Raw genomic sequence first — 21,616 nt, 5'->3', positions numbered from 1 at the left:
TTATAGGTCTTGTGCTTGAATTGCGGTAATGATTACTGTGCTGTAAATATCGTCGGCAGTACAGCCACGGCTTAAATCATTTACAGGTTTGTTAAGTCCTTGAAGAACAGGGCCAATGGCCAATGCTCCAGTTTCTCTTTGTACGGCTTTATAAGTGTTGTTTCCAGTATTTAAATCTGGGAAAATTAAAACACTTGCACGTCCTGCAACTTCAGAGTCTGGTAATTTACTTTTACCAATACGCATATCTACAGCGGCATCGTATTGTATTGGACCTTCAATTTTAATATTTGGAGCTATTTTTTTTACTAATTCGGTAGCTTCACGTACTTTTTCTACATCGGCACCTTTTCCAGAAGCTCCAGAAGAGTAAGAGAGCATAGCTACTTTAGGTTCTATTCCAAAGTTTTTAGCAGTCTCGGCAGATGAAATAGCTATTTCGGCTAATTGTTCTGCGTTTGGGTTTGGATTAATAGCACAATCTCCAAAAACAGAAATACGATCTTCTAAACACATAAAGAAAACAGAGGATACAATATTTACATCTGGTTTTGTTTTAATAAATTGAAGCGCAGGTCTAAGTGTATGTTGTGTGGTGTGTGCAGCTCCAGAAACCATACCATCGGCATGGCCTTTGTAAATCATCATGGTGCCAAAATATGATACATCTGTTATCATATCTTTAGCCATTTCTAGGTTTACATTTTTATGTTTTCTTAGCTCATAAAGCGTGTTTACATAATCATCAAAATAAGGTGATTTTGTAGGCGATACAATATTAAGTTTACTAGTATCTAACGGAATATCAAGAGTGATAAGGCGTTCTTTAATTTGATCCTCGTCTCCTATCAAAGTTAATTCTACAACCTGAGCATCCAATAATCGTACTGCTGCTCGCAATACACGCTCATCTTTCCCTTCGGGTAAAACAATATGTTTTTTATTACTTAAAGCACGTTGTAATAGATTGTATTGAAACATTCTAGGTGTGAAAATATCTGATTTAAAAGTGATTAAATCATTAGATAATTTATCGGTTTCCACATATTTTTCAAATGTAGCTATAGATGTTTCAATTTTTTCAATATTATCAGGTCGAATTTTAGATTTTATTTTTCCTATGGTATTAGTAACCGAGAAAGTTCCAGCTTTAACACTAACAATGGGTACAACACTAGATAATCCTTCAATTAATTTCAGAATAGATTCTTCAGGAATTAAACCTCCTGTTAAAATAATTCCAGATATTTTAGGATAGTTTTTAGAAATGTGAGCTTGTAATGCACCAAGAATAATGTCTGCTCGATCACCAGGCGTGATAACAAGTGCATTTTCTTTTAAATGCGTTAAATAATTACGCAATTGCATAGCTCCAACACTAAAGTTTTCGGCCTGGTTGTTAACCATGTCTTTACCAAAAAGAATATTAGCATTTAAGGTTTTTACAATTTCTTTAATGGTTGGGCTTGATAAACTTTTTATTTTTGGGATTACCGCAATATCCGCATTCGTATTTATACGCTTTTTTAATTGTTCTTTTAAAACAGAAATTTGATCTATATCTACTTTATTAGTAACAATAGATATGACATCTACTTCTTCTTTATATGTATCATGTGCCAATTGTACACTATCCAAAATAGACTTAACGTCTTTTTTATCACCTTGAGAAACAATAATAACAGGAATACTAAGGTTTTTAGAAATTAAGATATTGATATCTAATTCTAAGCTCGAGTTTTCATGAGAAAAGTCGGTTCCTTCAACTAAAACAAAATCGAAACGGCTTTCTAAATATTTATATTTTTTAATAACTTCATCAATAACCTTTCCCGATTTACCTTGATTATATAAATCGACCACTTCATTTCTAGTGAAAGCATAAGTGTTTTTATAATTGATATCTATTTCGAAATGTGAAAGAACGGTACTAATATGATTGTCCATTTCACCTTCTTCGAGGTCTTCAATAATTGGTCTAAAATATCCAACCTTAGCTGTTTTACCTAAAAGCATTCTCATTAAACCTAAAACAATTACAGATTTTCCACTGTTAGGTTCAATCGTTGCTACATAAATTCCTTTGCTCATCGTAATGTATTTGTTACGTTATAAATATAAAGATTTTACCTGTTTTAAATAGGAATAATCTATTTTTATCTAGTTATGATTGCAAATTTATTAGGTTTGGATGTTGCTAAAGATGATTTTTGTCATGCTTTGCAATTTAAAAAGAAGGATTATGCTGTTAAATCTCTAAAAAGGGATTCTAAACTTGCATTTTTTTGATTGAGTTGAAGAATTTTTAATTCGTTATCATGTGCAAAATCAAAAACATGAGAACGCATATCTTCCGAAGTAATAAAAGTTATTTCATAAACAAAACCATACGTGTTTTTTACGCTGTTTACTTTTGGTAATCTTAGCAGAAAAGCATCTTCAACTCTAAAATCGAATTCTACAATTACAATCTGTTCCTTTTCGTCTCGTAGTTCTGTAAGTTTTTTGTCGGCAACAATCTCTCCTTTGTTTATAATAATCACACGGTCGCATATAGCTTCTACCTCTTGCATAATGTGCGTAGATAGAAAAACGGTTTTTGTTTTACCAATGTTTTTAATTAGATTTCTTATTTCGACTAATTGGTTCGGGTCTAAACCAGTTGTAGGCTCATCTAAAATTAAGACTTCAGGATCATGAAGTAGTGCATTTGCTAGGCCAACACGCTGGCGATACCCTTTAGAGAGTTGTCCTATTTTTTTATGCATTTCGGGAGCTAAGCCTGTAAGTTCGATAACATCATCAATGCGTTTTTTATCAACCTTATAAATGTTTGCATTAAATTTTAGATATTCTTTTACAAACATATCTAAATACAACGGGTTGTGTTCTGGTAAATAACCTACACTTTGCTGTACTAATTGCTTTGCTTCGTTTATGTGGTAACCGTTTACTTTAGCAGTGCCTTCAGAAGGTTGAATATATGTGGTTAAAATCTTCATCATGGTCGATTTCCCAGCGCCGTTTGGGCCTAGAAAACCAACGATTTCGGGTTTATTCACTTTGAATGAAACATTATTTAAAGCCTTTTGTGTTCCGTAAATTTTTGATATTCCAGCGACTTCTATCGACATAATTTAATAGTTTGTTCAAAAATAATAATTATAAGGTATATAATGGGATAATAATCGCTTTTAAGATGTTATTGTAAAATCTATATATTATTCGATATAGCGTAATAATATGGAAGATTTACTGTAAATTCATTAAAACTAGCAACAAATACTAAAAAAAGTTTTTATTGTATTTTGATTTCTTAATTATTTAATTACTTTAGCCACTCAATTATGAGTATGACAGTATATTATACATATTTTAACAACTGGTTTTATTTCTTTTTTAGCGAGAAGAACGAGGCATTGTATGTATAATTTATAACAATAAATTTAATATGAGTCTCGATGAAAATCGAGACTTTTTTTGTTTAACACTTGATTGAAAACTTAATAAATAATAGAAACTTGATAAAAACAGTAGCAATACAAGGTGTAAAAGGATCATATCATCATATTGTGTCGAAACAATTTTTTGAAAATCCTGTGGAAACCATCGATTGTTTAACATTCGATAGGGTAGTTGATGTGTTAATTTCTAAAGAATGCGATGCTGGAATTATGGCTTTAGAAAATTCTATTGCAGGTTCTATTATTCCTAATTATGCGTTGATTGATAAATATAACCTTCATATTATAGGAGAGCATTATTTGGATATTCAGCATAATTTAATGGCATTACCAAACCAAACTATTGCAGATATAAAAGAGGTGTACTCACACCCTATGGCATTGTTACAATGTAAGGCATTTTTTAAATTATATCCGCATATTAAATTAGTTGAAGATAAGGATACGGCCGAAGTTGCAGAGCGTATTCAAAAACATAAATTAAAAGGTGTTGCAGCAATTGCAAGTGCTTTGGCAGCCGAACTTTTTGAGTTAGATATTTTAGCAAATAGTATTCAAACTATAAAACATAATGAAACTCGTTTTGTAATTGTAAAACGTGAGGATTCTAAAGTTTTGGAAACCGAAATAAATAAAGCTTCTATTAAGTTTGAAGCTAACCATAAGCGTGGAAGTTTAGCAACTATTTTGAATGTAATGAGCGATTGTAAGTTAAATTTAACTAAAATACAATCTTTACCAATAGTAGAAACGCCATGGAAATATGCCTTTTTTGTTGATGTTACTTTTGATGATTATGCCGATTTTAAAAAAGCACAATCTCTTATTGAAATAATGGGCGAAGATTTTAAAGTTTTAGGTGAATATAAAAATGCGAAAATATGATTGAAGTAGCCGATAGATTGCATAGTGTTGAAGAATACTACTTCTCGAGAAAATTGAAAGAGGTAAACTTGTTAATAGCGAGTGGGAAACCTGTAATTAATTTAGGTATTGGTAGTCCAGATTTGCAACCACCACAGAAAGTTATTGAAGCTTTAACGGAAGGATTGTTAAGTCCGAATGCTCATAAATATCAAAGTTATCAGGGCTTGCCTGAATTACGTCAAGCAATTTCAGGGTTTTATAAAACACATTATGATGTTAATTTAAGTCCGAATACGGAAGTGCTTCCATTAATGGGAAGTAAAGAAGGTATTATGCATATTTCAATGGCCTATTTAAATAAAGGTGATGAAGTTCTAATTCCGAATCCAGGATATCCAACCTATCAATCTGTAACAAAATTGATGGAAGCAAAACCTGTGTTTTATGAATTAGATGCAGCAAATAATTGGCAACCAGATTTTGAAGCTTTAGAGCGATTAGATTTGACTAAAGTGAAATTAATGTGGGTAAATTATCCGCATATGCCAACAGGAACACAACCTTCAGCATCGTTGTTTGAAGAGTTGGTTGCTTTTGCCAAAAAACATAATATTTTAGTTATAAACGATAATCCATATAGTTTCATTTTAAATGAAAACCCAGCGAGTATTTTAAATGTGGAGGGCGCAAAAGATGTTTGTTTAGAGCTTAATTCATTAAGTAAAACTTTTAATATGGCCGGATGGCGTGTTGGGATGGTTGTTGGTGATAATAAGTATATAAATGATATCTTAAAAGTAAAAAGTAATATGGATTCTGGGATGTTTTACGGCATTCAAAAAGGAGCTATTGAAGCTTTAAAATGTTCTAGCATGTGGTTTGCAACCTTAAATAATGTGTACAGAGAGCGTCGTGATTTAGTTTGGAAACTGGCCGAAGCATTAAATTGTACGTATGATGAAAATGCAACAGGGCTTTTTGTTTGGGCAAAATTGCCTTTACATATAAAAGCCGAAGAATATATAGATTTAATATTGAAAGAGAAGAGTATATTCTTAACGCCGGGAACTATTTTTGGATCGCAAGGTGAAGGTTATATTAGGTTTTCATTATGTGCACAAACTGAAGATTTACACGAAGCTATTAGACGCGTGAGTTCGTAGTTTCGTTATAGTCTAAAAGTAAGTAAAAGTAAGTAAAAGTAAGTAAAAGTAAGTAAAAGTAATAAAAAGGAGTAAATAGTAATAAAGTAAAACCCGTAACAGTTCGTTCTCTTATGGAGAAAGTTCGGGAGAAGAATGAAAAATATATATTCAATAGGCATAGGTTTAATAGGAGGAAGTTTGGCTAAGGATATCAAAGCACTTAGACCAGATGTTATTATCCATGGTATTAGCAGAAAGGAAAGCACGCTAGATGAAGCGCTGGCACTTAATTTAATTGATAGGAAAGCAACTTTAGACGATCTTAAAAATGCTGATTTGGTAATTATTTCTATACCAGTAGATGCTACCGTAAAATTGTTGCCAACTATTTTGGATCTAATTCCAGAAACAGGTTTGGTTGTCGATGCAGGTTCAACTAAAGTTGATATTTGTAAAGTGGTTGAAAACCATCCTAAACGTAGAAATTTTTTAGCCATGCATCCTATTGCAGGAACAGAGCATTCTGGGCCAGGAGCTGCTATTAGTGGATTGTTTCAGGGAAAAACGAATATTGTTTGTGAGGTTGAAAAAACAACTTTCAAACTACAAGAAAAGGCATTAAAACTGTTTAGTGATATTGGAATGCGTATTCGCTATATGAATCCGGAAGCACACGATAAACATATTGCTTACGTATCGCATTTATCGCACATTAGCGCATTCATGTTAGGTAAAACCGTAATTGATAAAGAACGAAACGAGCGCGATATTTTCGATATGGCGGGCAGTGGTTTTGCATCGACGGTGCGTTTAGCAAAAAGTTCGCCAGCCATGTGGACTCCAATTTTTAAACAAAATAAAACCAATGTTATTGAAACATTAGACGAGTATATTAGTAATTTATCTCACTTTAAAGAGCTTATGGAACAAGACGATTTCGAAGCTATTTATAAAGAGATGGAAAGTACAAATTATATAAAAGATATTTTAAACGGAATACATTAAACCTAGAAAAAAAAATAAATCTCCAATTTCAACACAATACGAAACATTAAAACAAAGTTTGGAAATTGGAATTTCATTTTGAAATTTGATTAAGATTATGGAAAACACGAAAGAAATGAGAACTTGGTTAGATGATTTAAAGTTAGATCATCCATTAGTAATTGCGGGACCTTGCAGTGCTGAAACAGAAGAACAAGTATTAAAAATAGCGCATGAGCTAAAAGATACCGATGTAAGCTATTTTAGAGCTGGTATTTGGAAACCAAGAACACGCCCAGGAATGTTTGAAGGTGTTGGAGCTTTAGGTTTAAAATGGTTACAAAAAGTAAAAGCTGAAACTGGTATGAAAGTTTGTACGGAAGTTGCTAATGCAGCTCACGTAAAATTAGCTTTAGAGCATGATATCGATTTATTATGGATTGGTGCACGTTCTACAGTAAGTCCTTTTATCATGCAAGAAATTGCAGATGCTTTACAAGGAACAGATAAGCCTGTATTAATTAAAAACCCAGTAAATCCAGATTTAGCTTTATGGTTAGGTGGTATCGAAAGAATTTATAAATCTGGTGTTAAAAATATTGGAGCAATCCATAGAGGATTTTCTACTTACGAAAAAACAAAATATAGAAATACTCCAGAATGGCAATTAGCTATTGAATTTCAAAACAAATATCCAGATATTCCATTAATTAACGATCCTTCTCATATTACAGGAAAAAGAGATATGGTTTTTGATGTTTGTCAAACGGCTTTAGATTTAAACTTTGATGGATTAATGATTGAAACGCATTACGATCCAGACAATGCATGGAGTGATGCTGCACAACAAGTAACGCCATCTACTTTAGTTCAAATTATGAGAGATTTGAAAATTAGAAAAGAATCTAATACTGAAGAAGAATACAACAGTTCTTTAGATAATTTAAGAGCACAGATTGATATTGTTGACAATCAAATTCTTGAATTATTAGGAAAACGTATGAAAACTTCTGATGGTATCGGAGCGCTTAAAAAACAGAAAAACGTTGCAGTTTTGCAATCTAAACGTTGGAACGAAATTTTAGGTAAAATGGTTTTAGAAGGTGAGCAATATGGTTTAAGTGAAGAATTTATCTTAAAAATGTTTAAAGCAGTACACCAAGAATCTATTAATCACCAAGAAAAAGTGATTAACGGATAGTAACTATTAATTTAGATATATAAAAAAGCCTCGCATAGCGAGGCTTTTTTTATGGATTCAAATCTAATATATAGTAGGACTATAAAAAGATTAATCGTTTTTAGTATAAGCTAAACGTCTAGACGCTTTTCTCATTAAAATGTTAATTAAATCTTCTGGAGAGCTACCTATGCTTCCTCTTACTTTTTTGTTGTAATTCCAAAGTAAAACACCATCTAAGGCATTATGTACAGACATGTTTATTATTGCATTGTTTGTGCTTCCCCAAGCTCCAAAAAGCACACCTAAAGCTACGCTTGCACCTTCAGACATCGGTTTGTTAGTTTCAAAATCGCCAGATATTACGGCATCTACTTCTAATATATCAGCTAATTCTTTTGGAGTGTAGTCTAAAACATTATCGTAGTCTATTTCATTTCTTTTTAATAAAGCAGTTGTTACTTTTGGATCTTGCACTTCTAAAGAAAGTAATTTACCTCGTTTCTTTCTTTTTAAAAACCAAGAATACATGGCTGTTTGTATGCCTTCGCCTTCTGCTTTTTCTAGCTTATGCAACTGCTCGTTGCTCATGTCTTTCATTTGTTTAGGTCTCAGTTTTACTTGTGTTTTGAAAGGAACAACGGCAATAATTTTGTGAGATTTAGCAATTTCATCAAACTCAGGGTTTTCATAAAGATTTGTTTGAGAAGTTGCACCAATAGTAATGGTTAAGAATAAGATTGAAAATAATAGTTTTTTCATTGTTTTTTGGGTTGTTTAAAATTAAGTTACTAATATATGTTTAGTCTTAATCATTAAATAATTTTTTTAGATTATTTTTGGAGAATATGACAGGACGCGTTTATAAATCTACAGGAAGTTGGTATACCGTAAAAACCGAATTGGGTGATACTTACGAATGCCGAATAAAAGGGAAATTTAGAATTAAAGGTATTAAAAGTACCAACCCAATTGCTGTGGGCGATATAGTAGATTTTGAATTGGAAACCGATAACAATCAGGAGTCGGGAATAATTCATAATATTCATGATCGATTCAATTATATTGTCCGTAAATCAGTTAATCTTTCAAAACAAACTCACATACTTGCGGCAAATATCGATCAGGTTTTTTTAATGATTACCATTAATAATCCACCAACATTAACCAGTTTTATCGATCGCTTTTTAGTTACGGCAAACGCTTATTCAATTAAAACAGTTTTATTATTCAACAAAACGGATACTTTCGATCAAGATACATTAGATGAAGTAAAATATTTAGCTCATATTTATCGTAAAATAGGTTATGAGTGTATTGGAGTTTCTGCCGTTACTGGTAAAAATGTAGATAAAGTAAAAGCCTTGATGGCTGGTAAAGTAAGTTTGTTTTCTGGTCATTCCGGCGTTGGAAAATCAACGTTAGTAAATGCCATTGAGCCAACATTAAATATAAAGACTAAAGCAATTTCAACCCAACACATGCAAGGGCAACATACTACAACTTTTGCCGAAATGTTCGATTTAAGTTTTGGTGCTCAAATTATAGATACACCAGGAATTAAAGGTTTTGGTGTTGTGGATATGGAAAAAGAAGAAATAGGAGATTATTTTCCTGAGTTTTTCGCATTAAAACAAGATTGTAAGTTTAACAATTGCTTACACATTAAAGAACCTAAGTGCGCTGTAAAAGAAGCTTTAGATAAAGGTGATATTGAATATTCTCGTTATAGAAGTTATATACAGCTTGTTGAGGGTGAAGATGAGCATTATCGAACAGATATTTGGGATTAGTCTTCTTTATTCATTGTTGAGACATTTCCCCGTAAGGGATAAATTTAGATTTAAAAAACACTTGTTAGAAGGTTTTTTAAGACCGACAAGGTTTGCAATATTCAATTAAAAAATGAAAGCAGTTATTCAGCGCGTTACAAAAGCAAGCGTTACTATAAAGGGCGAAAAAGTAGCCAACATACAAAACGGACTTTTAATCCTTTTAGGAATTGTGAATGAAGACGAACAGACTGATATTAGTTGGTTATCAAACAAAATTGTAAATCTTCGAATTTTTTCAGATGAAGATGGTGTGATGAATCAATCTCTGAAAGATACAAATGGCGATGTTATCATAGTAAGTCAATTTACGCTTCAAGCTTCAACTAAAAAAGGCAATCGACCGAGTTATATAAAAGCAGCAAAACCCGATGTTGCTATTCCTTTATATGACGATTTTATAAAACAAATAGAATCCGATTTGGGGAAACCAATACAAAAAGGACAATTTGGTGCAGACATGAAAGTCGAATTACTTAACGATGGCCCAGTAACTATAATTATAGATACAAAAAATAAAGCATAATGGCATCTATTTTTGGTCACGGTATAGTTGGTTATACTTTAGTGAAAGTAGCTAATAAGCAAAACTTAAAATGGTTATTACTTGCCGCAATTTTTTCAACTATTTTACCCGATTTTGATGTTATTGGTTTTAATTTTGGAGTTGCTTACAGTTCTCCTTTAGGGCATCGTGGCTTTACACATTCTATTGTGTTTGCTTTATTATGGGCAATACTTTTAATGTTTACTTTAGGACGAAGTAATAAAGTTATTTGGTTTTTAGTGATTTTCGTTTCAACAATGTCTCATGGGCTTTTAGATGCAATGACTTCTGGAGGAAAAGGTGTTGGCTTTTTTATTCCTTTTAATAACGACCGGTTTTTCTTTCCATTTCAAGATATTCGTGTTTCACCGATTGGTATTGGTAAATTTATATCAGAACGCGGTGTTCAGGTTATTTTTAGCGAATTTAAGTACATATTTATGCCGTGTTTTATTATATTAGCTATCAGGTTTTTGGTTTTTAAATTTAGTAAAAATAAGGATTAGCCCGTTTTACTTTGTTTAAAAAAAGCTAAACTCCCTATCTATAAAATAAACTTAACCTCATTTCATGATTTTAAAACGTATTTTAAATACACTATTTTTATTTATAACTCTTTTTAGTTTTTCCCAAGAAAATTTATACACCAGTTTTAGTATAGCTGATAACTTAAAACAGCATGCAAATGCTGTTGTTAGGTTAAATAATACCGATATCGTTTTAGAATCTTCTCGAAACATGTTGGTTACCGAAAAACGTATAGTAACCGTACTTAATAAAGAAGGGAACGATGCTATTAATGCTTATTTGTATTACGATAAAAATGTAAACATTAAAACATTAGAAGTTCTGGTTTATAATAACTTCGGAAAAGTGATTAAGAAAATAAAAGAAAAAGATTTTAGAGATGTAAGCGCCGTATCTGGAGGAACACTGTATTCCGATTCTCGTGTAAAATATCTAGAATATACAGCGATTAAATATCCGTATACCATTGAATTTAATTCGGAATACGAAACTAATAACACGGCTTTTATAAATTCGTTTTCACCTGTGAATGAATATTTTTTAAGTATAGAAAATAGTAGTTATACGTTAAGTTTTCCTGAAGAACTTTCAATTAGAAAAAAAGAGAAAAATATTGAAGGTTTTAAGGTTAATAAAGATGTTTCTTCGACTAAAATATATTACGAAATAAAAGATATTTTGGCAATTAAGCCAGAAGAGTATAGTCCTAATTTTTCGGATGTTATCCCAAAAGTAATGTTTGCTTCAAAACAGTTTACTTTAGAAGGTGTGAGTTCTGTGGTTGAAAACTGGAATGAATTTGGAACTTGGATGTATCATGATTTAATTAAGAACACACACGATTTATCGGCAGGAACAATAATGATGGTTCAGGCATTAGTTAAAAATGAGCCAGATGATGTAGCAAAAGCAAAAAAGATATACGAATACGTTCAAAATAAAGTACGCTACATAAGTGTGCAAGTAGGTATAGGTGGGTGGAAACCTTTTAATGCTTCGGAAGTAGATAGATTAGGTTATGGAGATTGTAAAGCACTTACCAATTATACGTTAGCATTACTTAAAGCGGTAGGTATAGAATCTAATTATTCCGTAGTTTTTGCAGGCGATTCACAACGTAGCTTAGAGAAAGATTTTGCTGGTATGCAGGGTAATCACGTTATTCTAAACATACCAAATAAAAATGAAAATATTTGGTTAGAATGTACGAGCCAGAAATTACCTTTCGGTTTTATTGGCGATTTTACAGATGATAGAGATGTTTTGGTAATTTCATCAGAAGGAGGGAAAATAGAGCATACCAAAAAATATAATCCGGATGAAAGTTTACAAACTATAAATGGTTTGTGTACTATATTAAACGATGGATCTCTCGACGCTAAAGTAAGTGTAAACTCAAAAGGTATTCAATACAACGATAAATATTGGTTAGAAACCGAACCAGAACGTGATTTAGATGTGTATTACAAAAAACGTTGGAAATACATAAATAATATGTCTATAAATAGCATAGATATTGAAAATGATAAACAGACCGTAGAATTAGTTGAAAACATAGATTTTCAGGCGAATAATTATACTAAAAAAGTGGGGAACCGTATGCTGGTTAATTTGAATGTGTTAAATAGAAACCAGCATATTCCAGACAGATATAGAAGTAGAAAACTTCCATTAAAAATAAATAGAGGTTTTAAAGATGTAGATGAGGTAGAAATTAGTTTACCAACGGACTATAATATAGAATCATTACCAAAAGGGCAGGTGCTCGAAACAGATTTCGGTAGCTATATTACTGAAATTTCGGCTATTGATAATTCTAAAATAAAATATAAACGAACATTTATTATAAACGATGGCGAATTCCCTAAAGAAGATTACGCTGCGTTTAGAACCTTTTATAAAGAAATATCAAAACTCGATAATGCTAAAGTAGCATTAATTAAAAAGTAAAATGATACTATGAAACTAACCTCACTATTAGTAACCTTTTGTTTTTCATTAACCGTATTTGCCCAAGATTACCATTTTGGAAAAGTATCTAAAGAAGAATTGCAAGAAAAGTTTAATCCTTTAGATTCTTCAGCAAGTGCAACGTATTTATATAAATATCGAAAATCTTATTATGAATATGTTGAGCCAAGTGGCTTTCGTTTAATAACAGAAATCCATGAGCGCATTAAGATTTACAATCAAGAAGGGTTTGATTATGCAACAAAGTCTAATCGATTGAGTACAAGTGGAGGTTCCGATGAGGAACTTCGAAATTTAAAAGCGTATACATATAATTTGATTGATGGTAAAATTGAAGAAACCAAACTTTCAAAAGATGGGATTTTTAAAACAGAATTATCTAAATATACCAATGAGTATAAATTTACTATGCCAAATATAAAAGCAGGTTCTGTTATAGAGTATAAGTATAGAATTAATTCACCATTTATATACAATGTAGATGAGTTTGTTTTTCAGCATAGTATTCCAGTAAAAAAAATAGAAGCGCGATTTGAGGCTCCCGAATATTTTAACTTTAAAGAAAGTACGAGAGGTTATTTAATGATTACACCAAAGAGGAGTAGTCAAACAGATAAAATAAAACTCACAAGTAGAACGAGCATAGGAAGGTCTTATTCTGAGGATTTAGCTTTCAAAAAGAATATTACAGAGTTTGATTTGAAAGATGTTCCAGCACTAAAAGATGAACCTTATGTCAATAATATTAATAATTATAAATCATCTGTAAAATTCGAGTTGTCTTATACTAAGTATCCAGATTCTCCATTAAAATCATACAGTACAACATGGACGGATGTAGTAAAAACTATTTATGATAACTCTAACTTTGGCGCAGAACTAAATAAAAAAGGTTATTTTGAAGATGATGTTGATGCACTTATAGCAACAGTTTCCAATCCGTTGCAACGCACGGCATTAATCTTTAATTATGTAAAGAGCAGAGTGAAATGGAATGGATATTATGGCTATGGTACCGATGATGGTGTTAAAAAAGCATATAAAGAACAAACGGGCAATGTAGCAGAAATTAATTTAATGCTTACTGCTATGTTGCAACATGCAGGACTTAGAGCTTATCCCGTTTTGGTTAGTACAAGGCAGCATGGTGTGCCATTATTCCCAACAATAGAAGGTTATAATTATGTGGTAAGTATGGTGAAATTAAACGAAGGCGATCTGCTTTTAGATGCTACAAGTAGGTTTAGTATACCTAATGTTTTGCCTTTTAGAACTTTAAATTGGCAAGGTCGTGTTATTGCAGAAGCTGGCGGTTCTACTTTAATAGATTTATACCCTAAACAAATATCTGAAAATACAATATTTTTCATGGGTAGTTTAACTGAAAATGGTGATTTGTCTGGCGGGTATAGAAGTGTGAAAAAGAGCCATAAAGCACTATTGTTTAGAGAAAAATTTATTGATGTTGATCGTGATGATTTTATTGAGAAATTAGAAAATAAGTACGATGGACTCGAAATTTCAGATTACGACGTTAAAAACGGATTAGATTTAGGTAAGCCTATTATAGAATCTTATAAATTTGTAAAAGAAAGCCAAGCAGATATTATTGGTGATAAAATGTATTTTTCGCCATTATTTTTTCTAAGAACAACTGATAACCCTTTTAAGTTAAGTGAAAGAGAGTTTCCAGTAGATTTTGGTTACCCATTTCAAACAGATAGTAAGTTGGTAGTCAAAATTCCCGAAGGATATAAAATAGAAAGTCTGCCAGAACCTATTGTTTTAGCATTACCAGATCATTTGGGTAAATTTGTTTATCAAATTAATGGTAAGGGAAATACAATACAACTTTCTGTTTCATATGAGATTAATTCGGCAATTGTTACTCCCCAATATTACGAAGCTTTAAAAGCTTATTTTGCACAAATGATAGAAAAAGAAAACGAACAAATAGTTTTAAGTAGAATATAATGAATATACAAAACGCACAAAAAGAAGTTGACCATTGGATAAAAGAACACGGCGTTCGCTATTTTAACGAGCTTACCAATATGGCTCAACTTACAGAAGAAGTAGGAGAGGTCGCTAGAATAATTGCCCGTAGATACGGAGAGCAAAGCGAAAAAGAAAGTGATAAAAACAAAGATTTAGGCGAAGAATTAGCCGATGTTTTATTCGTGGTACTTTGTTTAGCAAACCAAACCGGAGTCGATTTACAAAAAGCATTCGATGAAAGAATGTACAAGAAAGGAAAACGTGACCATGATAGGCACCATAATAACGAAAAATTAAAGTAAATTAGCAGGCTTTAATCCGTATAGAATTTTATAATGAATATTACCCTTCATAAATCCAAACTAGAAAACCAAAAATCGGCAGTTACAATTACAGGTTCAAAAAGTGAATCTAACCGTTTGTTATTATTACAAGCGCTTTATCCGGAATTTAAAGTTGAAAATGTTTCAAATTCGGACGATAGTAATTTAATGACGAATGCATTAAGCTCGAAATCTAGTGTTGTAGATATTCATCACGCAGGAACGGCTATGCGGTTTTTAACTGCATATTTTTCAATTCAAGAAGGAAGAACGGTAACACTTACAGGTTCTAAACGGATGACCGAGCGACCAATTAAAATATTAGTTGAAGCACTTAAAGATCTTGGAGCTGAAATAAGTTATGTAGATAACGATGGTTTTCCTCCAATAAAAATTACAGGAAAAAAACTATCAAATCATAAAGTATCTCTAAAAGCAAATGTAAGTAGCCAGTATATTTCTGCCTTATTATTGATTGCTTCAAAGTTAGAAAACGGGTTAGAATTAACCTTAGAAGGTGAAATTACATCGGTTCCATATATAAAAATGACGTTGAGTTTATTAGACGAAATAGGAGTAGAGTCATTATTTAGTGGTAATGTTATTACTGTGAAACCAAACACAAAACAATTAACGCCAAAAACATTGGTTGTAGAGTCCGATTGGTCTTCAGCATCATACTATTTCAGTATTGCGGCCATTGCCGAAATCGGAACAGAAATTACATTATCATCATACAAAGAGAACTCTTTACAAGGCGATTCTGTATTGGTCGAAATTTATAAGCATTTTGGAGTAAGCAGCACGTTCAACGGCAATTCTATCACATTAAAAAAAGAAAAGCCTAGCGAATCAATATTAAGTTTAGATTTAAAAAACGCACCAGATATAGCTCAAACCATTGCAGTAACATGCTTTGCTTTAGGTATGCCTTGCGATTTAATAGGATTACACACCTTAAAAATTAAAGAAACAGATAGATTAGTAGCTTTAAAAACCGAAATTGAAAAATTAGGCGGTGAAGTAAAAATTACCGATAAATCGTTACACCTTGCACCATCTACTAAAATAAAAGAGTTAGTGCCAATTGCAACCTATAACGATCACCGTATGGCTATGGCATTTGCACCTTTAGCACTAAAAACACCAATAATTATAGAACATGCCGCTGTGGTATCAAAATCGTATCCAACGTTTTGGGAAGATTTAAGAGCCATTGGGTTTAAAATAACCGAATAATAAACACGCATTTACTTGACAACCCCTATCCTGAGATTGTATATTTGCAGTTGTTAGATTTTTTTTGAGGAAGCTCAGAAATAATAACACATTAATTTAAAACCTTTTTGAATGAAATTATCACATTTTGGTTTCAACTTACCAGAAGAATTATTAGCAGAATATCCAGCTGAAAACAGAGATGAATCACGTTTAATGGTGCTTAACAGAAAAGAGCAGACCATAGAACACAAAATGTTTAAAGACATTATCGACTATTTTAAGGAAGACGATGTTTTAATTTTAAATGATACTAAAGTTTTTCCTGCCCGTTTATACGGGAATAAGGAAAAAACAGGAGCAAGAATCGAAGTTTTCTTATTAAGAGAATTAAATGAAGAGCAACGCCTTTGGGATGTTTTAGTAGATCCAGCACGTAAAATAAGAATAGGAAATAAATTATATTTTGGTGACGACGAAACGTTAGTAGCCGAAGTTATAGATAATACAACATCAAGAGGGCGTACATTACGTTTTTTATATGATGGATCTTATACTGAATTTCGTAAGAAATTAAACGAACTAGGAGAAACACCACTTCCAAAATACATTAAACGTGATGTAGAACCAGAAGATCAAGATCGTTACCAAACTATCTATGCAAAAACTGAAGGAGCCGTAGCAGCTCCAACAGCAGGACTTCACTTTTCTAGACACTTATTAAAGCGTTTAGAAATTAAAGGCGTTAAATTTGCTGAGGTTACGTTACACGTAGGTTTAGGGACATTTAACCCAGTAGAAGTAGAAGATTTATCTAAACATAAAATGGATAGTGAAGAGTTGAAAATCAACGCAGAAGCCGTAGAAATTGTAAACACAGCACTTGCCGAAAAACGTCGTATTTGTGCCGTTGGAACAACAGCTATGCGTGCCATAGAAAGTGCGGTATCTTCAAGCGGGAAACTAAACGAAGTAGAGGGATGGACAAATAAATTTATTTTCCCTCCATACGAATTCAGTATTGCAAACTGTATGATTACTAACTTTCATACACCAAAATCAACACTTTTAATGATGATTTCGGCATTTGCAGGACACGATTTTGCTAAAAAAGCATACGAAGAAGCTGTAAAAGAAAAATATAAATTCTACAGTTATGGCGATGCGATGTTAATCATCTAATCCCATCAAAATAAAACTTAAGCCTCATCCATATAAACGATGAGGCTTTTTTTTATCAATTTTTAAGGCTATTTCGTAGTTTTAAAATTTGGGCATTCCCTTTCAGGTCGGGCTTTTTGCTATATCTTTTTTGTGTGGAATTTGTTTTAATACTTTTAAATTTAGCTCTAAATCGAAGTTGATATCTTCCTAAAATAATTAGGTTAGCACAAAAAAGGATGCCGCTACAATCCCTAATGCAACCATGTGCTAAATTTAGTGTATACCCTAAAATTAGTACGACTTTATAAAAACAAGTGCTATAAAAGAAAAAGCTTTCACTATTTTTGCAACCAAATGAAAGATAATAAAAAAGATATACGCGCCTTAACCAAAGAACAACTTCGGGATTTCTTTGTAGAAAATGGCGATAAAGCCTTTCGCGGTAACCAAGTTTACGAATGGCTTTGGCAAAAATCGGCACATACTTTCGAGGATATGACAAACGTATCTAAGGAAACTCGCCAAATGCTTGAGGACAATTTTGTAATTAATCATATAGAAGTAGATACCATGCAACGTAGTAACGATGGCACGGTAAAAAATGCAGTACGTTTACACGACGGATTAATAGTAGAGTCTGTTTTAATACCAACAAAAACGAGAACCACAGCCTGTGTTTCTAGCCAAGTTGGTTGTAGTTTAGATTGCTTGTTTTGCGCAACTTCACGTTTAAAACGTATGCGGAACTTAAATCCCGACGAGATTTTCGATCAAGTTGTTGCGATAGATAAAGAAAGCCGTTTGTATCACAACCGTCCATTAAGTAACATTGTATTTATGGGCATGGGCGAACCGCTTATGAACTATAATAATGTTATTAAAGCTATTGATAAAATTACATCTACCGATGGTTTAGGCATGTCTCCAAAACGAATTACAGTTTCCACATCTGGAGTACCAAAAATGATTCGAAAAATGGCCGATGATGAAGTGAAATTCAACTTGGCAGTATCATTACACTCCGCTATAGATGAGGTAAGAACTAAAATAATGCCATTCAATGAAACTTTTCCTTTAAAAGATTTAAAAGAATCTTTGGAATACTGGTACTTAAAGACAAATCGTAAAATCAGTTACGAATACGTGGTTTGGAAGGGTATAAACGATAGCCAAAAAGATATTGATGCCTTTGTTCAGTTTTGTAAATATGTACCATGTAAGGTGAATATTATAGAATACAATCCAATTGACGATGGCGAATTTCAACAAGCAACAAATGAAGCTTTAGAGAACTACATTAGTACGCTCGAAAAAAACAGAATTGTTGTAAATGTGCGCCGTAGTCGTGGAAAAGATATTGATGCAGCTTGTGGACAACTAGCTAATAAAAGTTAATCTTTTATAACTAATTTAAAGCTGAAAGTACTCGGCAATTCATATAAAATCATAAATCATTTAGTATATAAACTTGTAAATCTTATATTTGATTTTCTTTAATATCTGAGCTTGAAAATAGTAGAACAAATAAAGCAACCTATAGCTTACGAAATGGATCTTTTTGAACAAAAGTTCCTGCTTTCCATGTCTAGCAAAGTGGCTTTGCTTAATCGTATCACACATTATATCGTTAACCGAAAGGGAAAGCAAATGCGCCCTATGTTCGTTTTTTTGGTTTCCAAAATGGTCTCAAATGGTGAAGTTTGCGAGCGTACCTATCGTGGAGCATCTGTTATAGAACTTATCCATACGGCAACCTTAGTGCATGATGATGTGGTAGACGATAGTAATCGTCGTCGTGGTTTCTTTTCTGTAAATGCACTTTGGAAAAATAAAATAGCTGTTTTAATTGGTGATTTTTTATTATCAAAGGGTTTGTTATTGTCTATAGATAATAACGATTTCGATTTACTTAAAATTATTTCGATTGCCGTTCGCGAAATGAGCGAGGGTGAACTTCTTCAAATAGAAAAAGCACGAAAACTAGACATTACAGAAGATATATATTACGAAATTATTCGCCAGAAAACGGCAACATTAATTGCCGCTTGTTGCAGTTTAGGTGCAGCATCGGTAAAACCAGAATCTGAACATGTAGAAACCATGCGTAAATTTGGTGAGCTTATTGGTATGGCTTTCCAGATAAAAGATGATTTGTTCGATTATGGAGATACACAAATAGGGAAACCAACAGGTATTGATATTAAGGAGCAAAAAATGACTTTGCCTTTAATTAACGTGTTAAATGGTGCCTCTAAAAAGGATAAGAAATGGCTTATCAATTCTATTAAAAATCATAATAAAGACACCAAACGTGTTAAGGAAGTTATCGCTTTTGTTAAAAATAATGGTGGTTTAGATTATGCGGTTTCTAAAATGACAGAATTTCAAATGGAAGCTTTAGAATTACTTCAAAAGTATCCAGATTCGGAATATAAAAAATCATTAGAATTAATGGTTAATTATGTTATCGATAGAAAGAAATAAGTCTATTGCTGCTGTTGCTGCTGTTGCTGGTTTTGATTTTGTTCCTTTTTAACTACTAAACTTCGTTTATAACTGTTAGCAGGTTCTTTTGTATTTATAGCAGGTGCACTTGGTTTATCTTCGTTTTTATCAGTTTTAACAGTAACCTTAACGCTCATTTCAGATTCTACATTGCCTTTAAAAACACCTTTAACAGGTGCGCAATCGCTATAATTTCTTCCAATAGCTAAGCGTACATGGTTTTCGTTAGCAATGGCATGGTTTGTCGGGTCTATTCCTAACCAACCATAAAATGGAATATATGCTTCTATCCAAGCGTGTGTGGCTCCTTCACCTCTTGTCATTTCTTCATTAGGACAAATATAACCACTTACGTAACGGGCTGGAATACCAAGCATTTTAACCATTTGTAGCATTACATTGGTGAAATCTTGACAAACGCCTTCTTTTAATTTCCAAGCTTCGTCTAGCGGTGTTTTTACATTTGTAACACCAGGCTTATAATCGAAATTAGTATGTACGTATTCACAAAGTGCAAGAACAGCTTGAAAAGGCGATTTAGTTTTCAACATGAGATCTAAAATAACATCTGAAACTTCTTTGCTTCCGCTGAAGGGTTTATACTTTGTAAAATCAATAAACTCTATTGTGTTTTTTATTCTTTTTAATTCTTCCCATTGTGCTGTTTTATCAACGCTATCATCTGGGATTAATTTGGGAGATGTAACAACTTCGATTTCAGATATAACACTTAATTCATCATGTGGTTCAATGAGCATGAAGGTACCCACACGATTATTATAAAAGTCTGTAAACGTTTCAATAAAAGGATTGTTTGTTATTGAAATTAGGTGTGAAAGTACTTTTTGAAAATTATCGTTTATTGGGTGTAACCTCGTTAAAGTTGCGCCATCAATTACGGGAGCGCTATAATTATATTTTGTTATATGTTTGATGAAAAATGTAGCCATGATTGCGATTGTTAATCAGTTATTTAGAGTTGTAAACAGCATTGATATTACTAGAGATATTACTTATATCCTCTTTAATGCTTTGTATGAAATTATTTAATCCTTGGTCATTAATATTTTCAATAGTAGTATACTTTATAGAACTTTCAAGTTTACCAATTAGAAATTCTAAGTTGCTTTTTTCTAGTTCATTGGTTTCAATTAAACGAGTAATAGCTCTACTTAATTTATTAACACAGTAATAAACAGATCTTGGAAATAATTTATCTTGAAATACCATTTCGATAATATGGTCTTCGTTAAAAGAAGATTTATGTGTTTTTAAGTATAATTGGTAACCTCCAATAGACAGAAGCAGGTTTTTCCAATAAAAACTTTTTTCTAAATTATCAGAAGTATTTCCAATTTCGGTAAGTTTAAGCGAAGTAAAATCGGCTATTAGATTAACACGTTCTAAGAATTTACCAATATTCATAAAATAATAAGACGTACCACGCTCTTGAGTAACATCGGTTGTTCCGTTATAGATAAGATGATGTTTGCGTAAATCTTCTAAAAACTGCGCAAGATCTTCCTCTCCTAGTTTTTTTCGTAAATCTTTATTTGTAAGAAATAGATAGTAATTATTAACACATAACCAAAGTTCTCTAGAAATGTGCTCTTGTACACTACGTGCATTTTCTCTTGCTTTTGTAACAAGATTAAGAATAGAGTTGGAGTTGTCTGTATTAAAGACCATAAAGTCGATACATTCTAAAGCATCTTCTGTATGGTATTCGTTATCATATGCGGTGTAATTTTTAATAATTGGTGTCCAAGAAAATAATTCTGGAGAGTCTTGATTGGTAGATAAATTTACTTTTAGTAAACTTAAAATACCGTTTCCGCGTTCCATATACCTATCTAACCAAATAAGATTATTTGCTACTCTACTTAACAT

At 32.2% G+C, this 21,616-nt stretch carries 19 protein-coding genes; 14 read left to right on the top strand and 5 right to left on the bottom strand.

Annotated elements, in window-relative coordinates; translation table 11 throughout:
• Together pta and gldA are read right to left on the bottom strand one after the other, a co-directional pair.
• On the bottom strand, nt 1-2,091 hold the full coding sequence (gene pta / locus GQR97_RS00875; RefSeq protein ID WP_158844152.1) for a phosphate acetyltransferase: 2,091 nt from the start codon (nt 2,089-2,091) through the stop codon (nt 1-3).
• A gap of 149 nt (nt 2,092-2,240) precedes the next feature.
• Nucleotides 2,241-3,134: a gliding motility-associated ABC transporter ATP-binding subunit GldA gene (gene gldA / locus GQR97_RS00870; protein WP_158844150.1), complete on the bottom strand. Its 894-nt coding sequence runs from the start codon at nt 3,132-3,134 to the stop codon at nt 2,241-2,243.
• A 387-nt stretch (nt 3,135-3,521) separates the two neighbouring features.
• Between gldA and GQR97_RS00865 the strand changes: the two genes are divergently transcribed.
• The 4 genes from GQR97_RS00865 to GQR97_RS00850 all read left to right on the top strand — a co-directional run bounded on the left by GQR97_RS00865 (nt 3,522) and on the right by GQR97_RS00850 (nt 7,661).
• Nucleotides 3,522-4,349, top strand: a complete 828-nt coding sequence (locus tag GQR97_RS00865; RefSeq protein WP_158844148.1) for a prephenate dehydratase — start codon at nt 3,522-3,524, stop codon at nt 4,347-4,349.
• On the top strand, nt 4,346-5,494 hold the full coding sequence (locus GQR97_RS00860; protein ID WP_158844146.1) for a pyridoxal phosphate-dependent aminotransferase: 1,149 nt from the start codon (nt 4,346-4,348) through the stop codon (nt 5,492-5,494). The genes GQR97_RS00865 and GQR97_RS00860 overlap by 4 nt, the downstream gene beginning before the upstream one ends.
• 135 nt (nt 5,495-5,629) lie before the next feature.
• Nucleotides 5,630-6,481, top strand: coding sequence for a prephenate dehydrogenase (locus GQR97_RS00855; protein WP_158844144.1), 852 nt, complete (start codon nt 5,630-5,632; stop codon nt 6,479-6,481).
• Nucleotides 6,482-6,578: 97 nt separating this feature from the next.
• Entirely contained in the window at nt 6,579-7,661 is a 1,083-nt protein-coding gene (locus GQR97_RS00850; protein ID WP_158844142.1) for a bifunctional 3-deoxy-7-phosphoheptulonate synthase/chorismate mutase type II, read from the top strand.
• Nucleotides 7,662-7,751: 90 nt separating this feature from the next.
• Here the strand turns inward: GQR97_RS00850 and GQR97_RS00845 are convergent, their stop codons facing one another.
• Nucleotides 7,752-8,402 carry a hypothetical protein gene (locus GQR97_RS00845; protein WP_158844140.1) on the bottom strand — a complete coding sequence of 217 codons (651 nt, stop codon included), beginning with the start codon at nt 8,400-8,402 and terminating at the stop codon, nt 7,752-7,754.
• 86 nt (nt 8,403-8,488) lie between these two features.
• Between GQR97_RS00845 and rsgA the strand changes: the two genes are divergently transcribed.
• The 10 genes from rsgA to GQR97_RS00795 all read left to right on the top strand — a co-directional run bounded on the left by rsgA (nt 8,489) and on the right by GQR97_RS00795 (nt 19,705).
• The gene (rsgA, locus tag GQR97_RS00840; RefSeq protein WP_158844138.1) at nt 8,489-9,433 is read left to right on the top strand and encodes a ribosome small subunit-dependent GTPase A; all 945 of its coding nucleotides are present in this window, start codon (nt 8,489-8,491) and stop codon (nt 9,431-9,433) included.
• 112 nt (nt 9,434-9,545) lie between these two features.
• Complete coding sequence (gene dtd / locus GQR97_RS00835; RefSeq protein ID WP_158844136.1) at nt 9,546-9,998, top strand: D-aminoacyl-tRNA deacylase; 453 nt, start codon at nt 9,546-9,548, stop codon at nt 9,996-9,998.
• Nucleotides 9,998-10,525, top strand: coding sequence for a metal-dependent hydrolase (locus GQR97_RS00830; RefSeq protein ID WP_158844134.1), 528 nt, complete (start codon nt 9,998-10,000; stop codon nt 10,523-10,525). The genes dtd and GQR97_RS00830 overlap by 1 nt, the downstream gene beginning before the upstream one ends.
• Nucleotides 10,526-10,589: 64 nt before the next feature.
• Nucleotides 10,590-12,497 (top strand): DUF3857 domain-containing transglutaminase family protein, encoded by a 1,908-nt coding sequence (locus tag GQR97_RS00825; protein WP_158844132.1) that lies wholly within the window; start codon nt 10,590-10,592, stop codon nt 12,495-12,497.
• 9 nt (nt 12,498-12,506) lie between these two features.
• Entirely contained in the window at nt 12,507-14,492 is a 1,986-nt protein-coding gene (locus GQR97_RS00820; protein WP_158844130.1) for a DUF3857 domain-containing protein, read from the top strand.
• Nucleotides 14,492-14,818, top strand: coding sequence for a nucleotide pyrophosphohydrolase (locus tag GQR97_RS00815; RefSeq protein WP_158844128.1), 327 nt, complete (start codon nt 14,492-14,494; stop codon nt 14,816-14,818). Before GQR97_RS00820 ends, GQR97_RS00815 begins: the two co-directional genes overlap by 1 nt.
• A 33-nt stretch (nt 14,819-14,851) precedes the next feature.
• Complete coding sequence (locus tag GQR97_RS00810) at nt 14,852-16,078, top strand: 3-phosphoshikimate 1-carboxyvinyltransferase (RefSeq protein WP_158844126.1); 1,227 nt, start codon at nt 14,852-14,854, stop codon at nt 16,076-16,078.
• Between the two features lie 111 nt (nt 16,079-16,189).
• Nucleotides 16,190-17,239 carry a tRNA preQ1(34) S-adenosylmethionine ribosyltransferase-isomerase QueA gene (gene queA, locus GQR97_RS00805; protein WP_158844124.1) on the top strand — a complete coding sequence of 350 codons (1,050 nt, stop codon included), beginning with the start codon at nt 16,190-16,192 and terminating at the stop codon, nt 17,237-17,239.
• Between the two features lie 336 nt (nt 17,240-17,575).
• A complete protein-coding gene (gene rlmN / locus GQR97_RS00800) occupies nt 17,576-18,616 on the top strand; it encodes a 23S rRNA (adenine(2503)-C(2))-methyltransferase RlmN (protein WP_158844122.1) in 1,041 nt (346 codons plus the stop codon).
• A 111-nt stretch (nt 18,617-18,727) separates the two neighbouring features.
• Nucleotides 18,728-19,705 carry a polyprenyl synthetase family protein gene (locus tag GQR97_RS00795; RefSeq protein WP_158844121.1) on the top strand — a complete coding sequence of 326 codons (978 nt, stop codon included), beginning with the start codon at nt 18,728-18,730 and terminating at the stop codon, nt 19,703-19,705.
• 2 nt (nt 19,706-19,707) lie between these two features.
• Here GQR97_RS00795 and GQR97_RS00790 read toward each other — a convergent pair whose 3' ends face one another.
• Both GQR97_RS00790 and GQR97_RS00785 read right to left on the bottom strand, forming a co-directional pair.
• On the bottom strand, nt 19,708-20,676 hold the full coding sequence (locus tag GQR97_RS00790) for a transglutaminase domain-containing protein (protein ID WP_158844119.1): 969 nt from the start codon (nt 20,674-20,676) through the stop codon (nt 19,708-19,710).
• A 19-nt stretch (nt 20,677-20,695) separates the two neighbouring features.
• Nucleotides 20,696-21,616: an alpha-E domain-containing protein gene (locus tag GQR97_RS00785; protein ID WP_158844117.1), complete on the bottom strand. Its 921-nt coding sequence runs from the start codon at nt 21,614-21,616 to the stop codon at nt 20,696-20,698.

Source organism: Algibacter sp. L1A34 (assembly GCF_009796805.1).
Lineage (GTDB): Bacteria > Bacteroidota > Bacteroidia > Flavobacteriales > Flavobacteriaceae > Algibacter.
The sequence above is the reverse complement of the archived record's forward strand: the minus strand, read 5'-3'. Positions and strand labels throughout refer to the sequence as shown.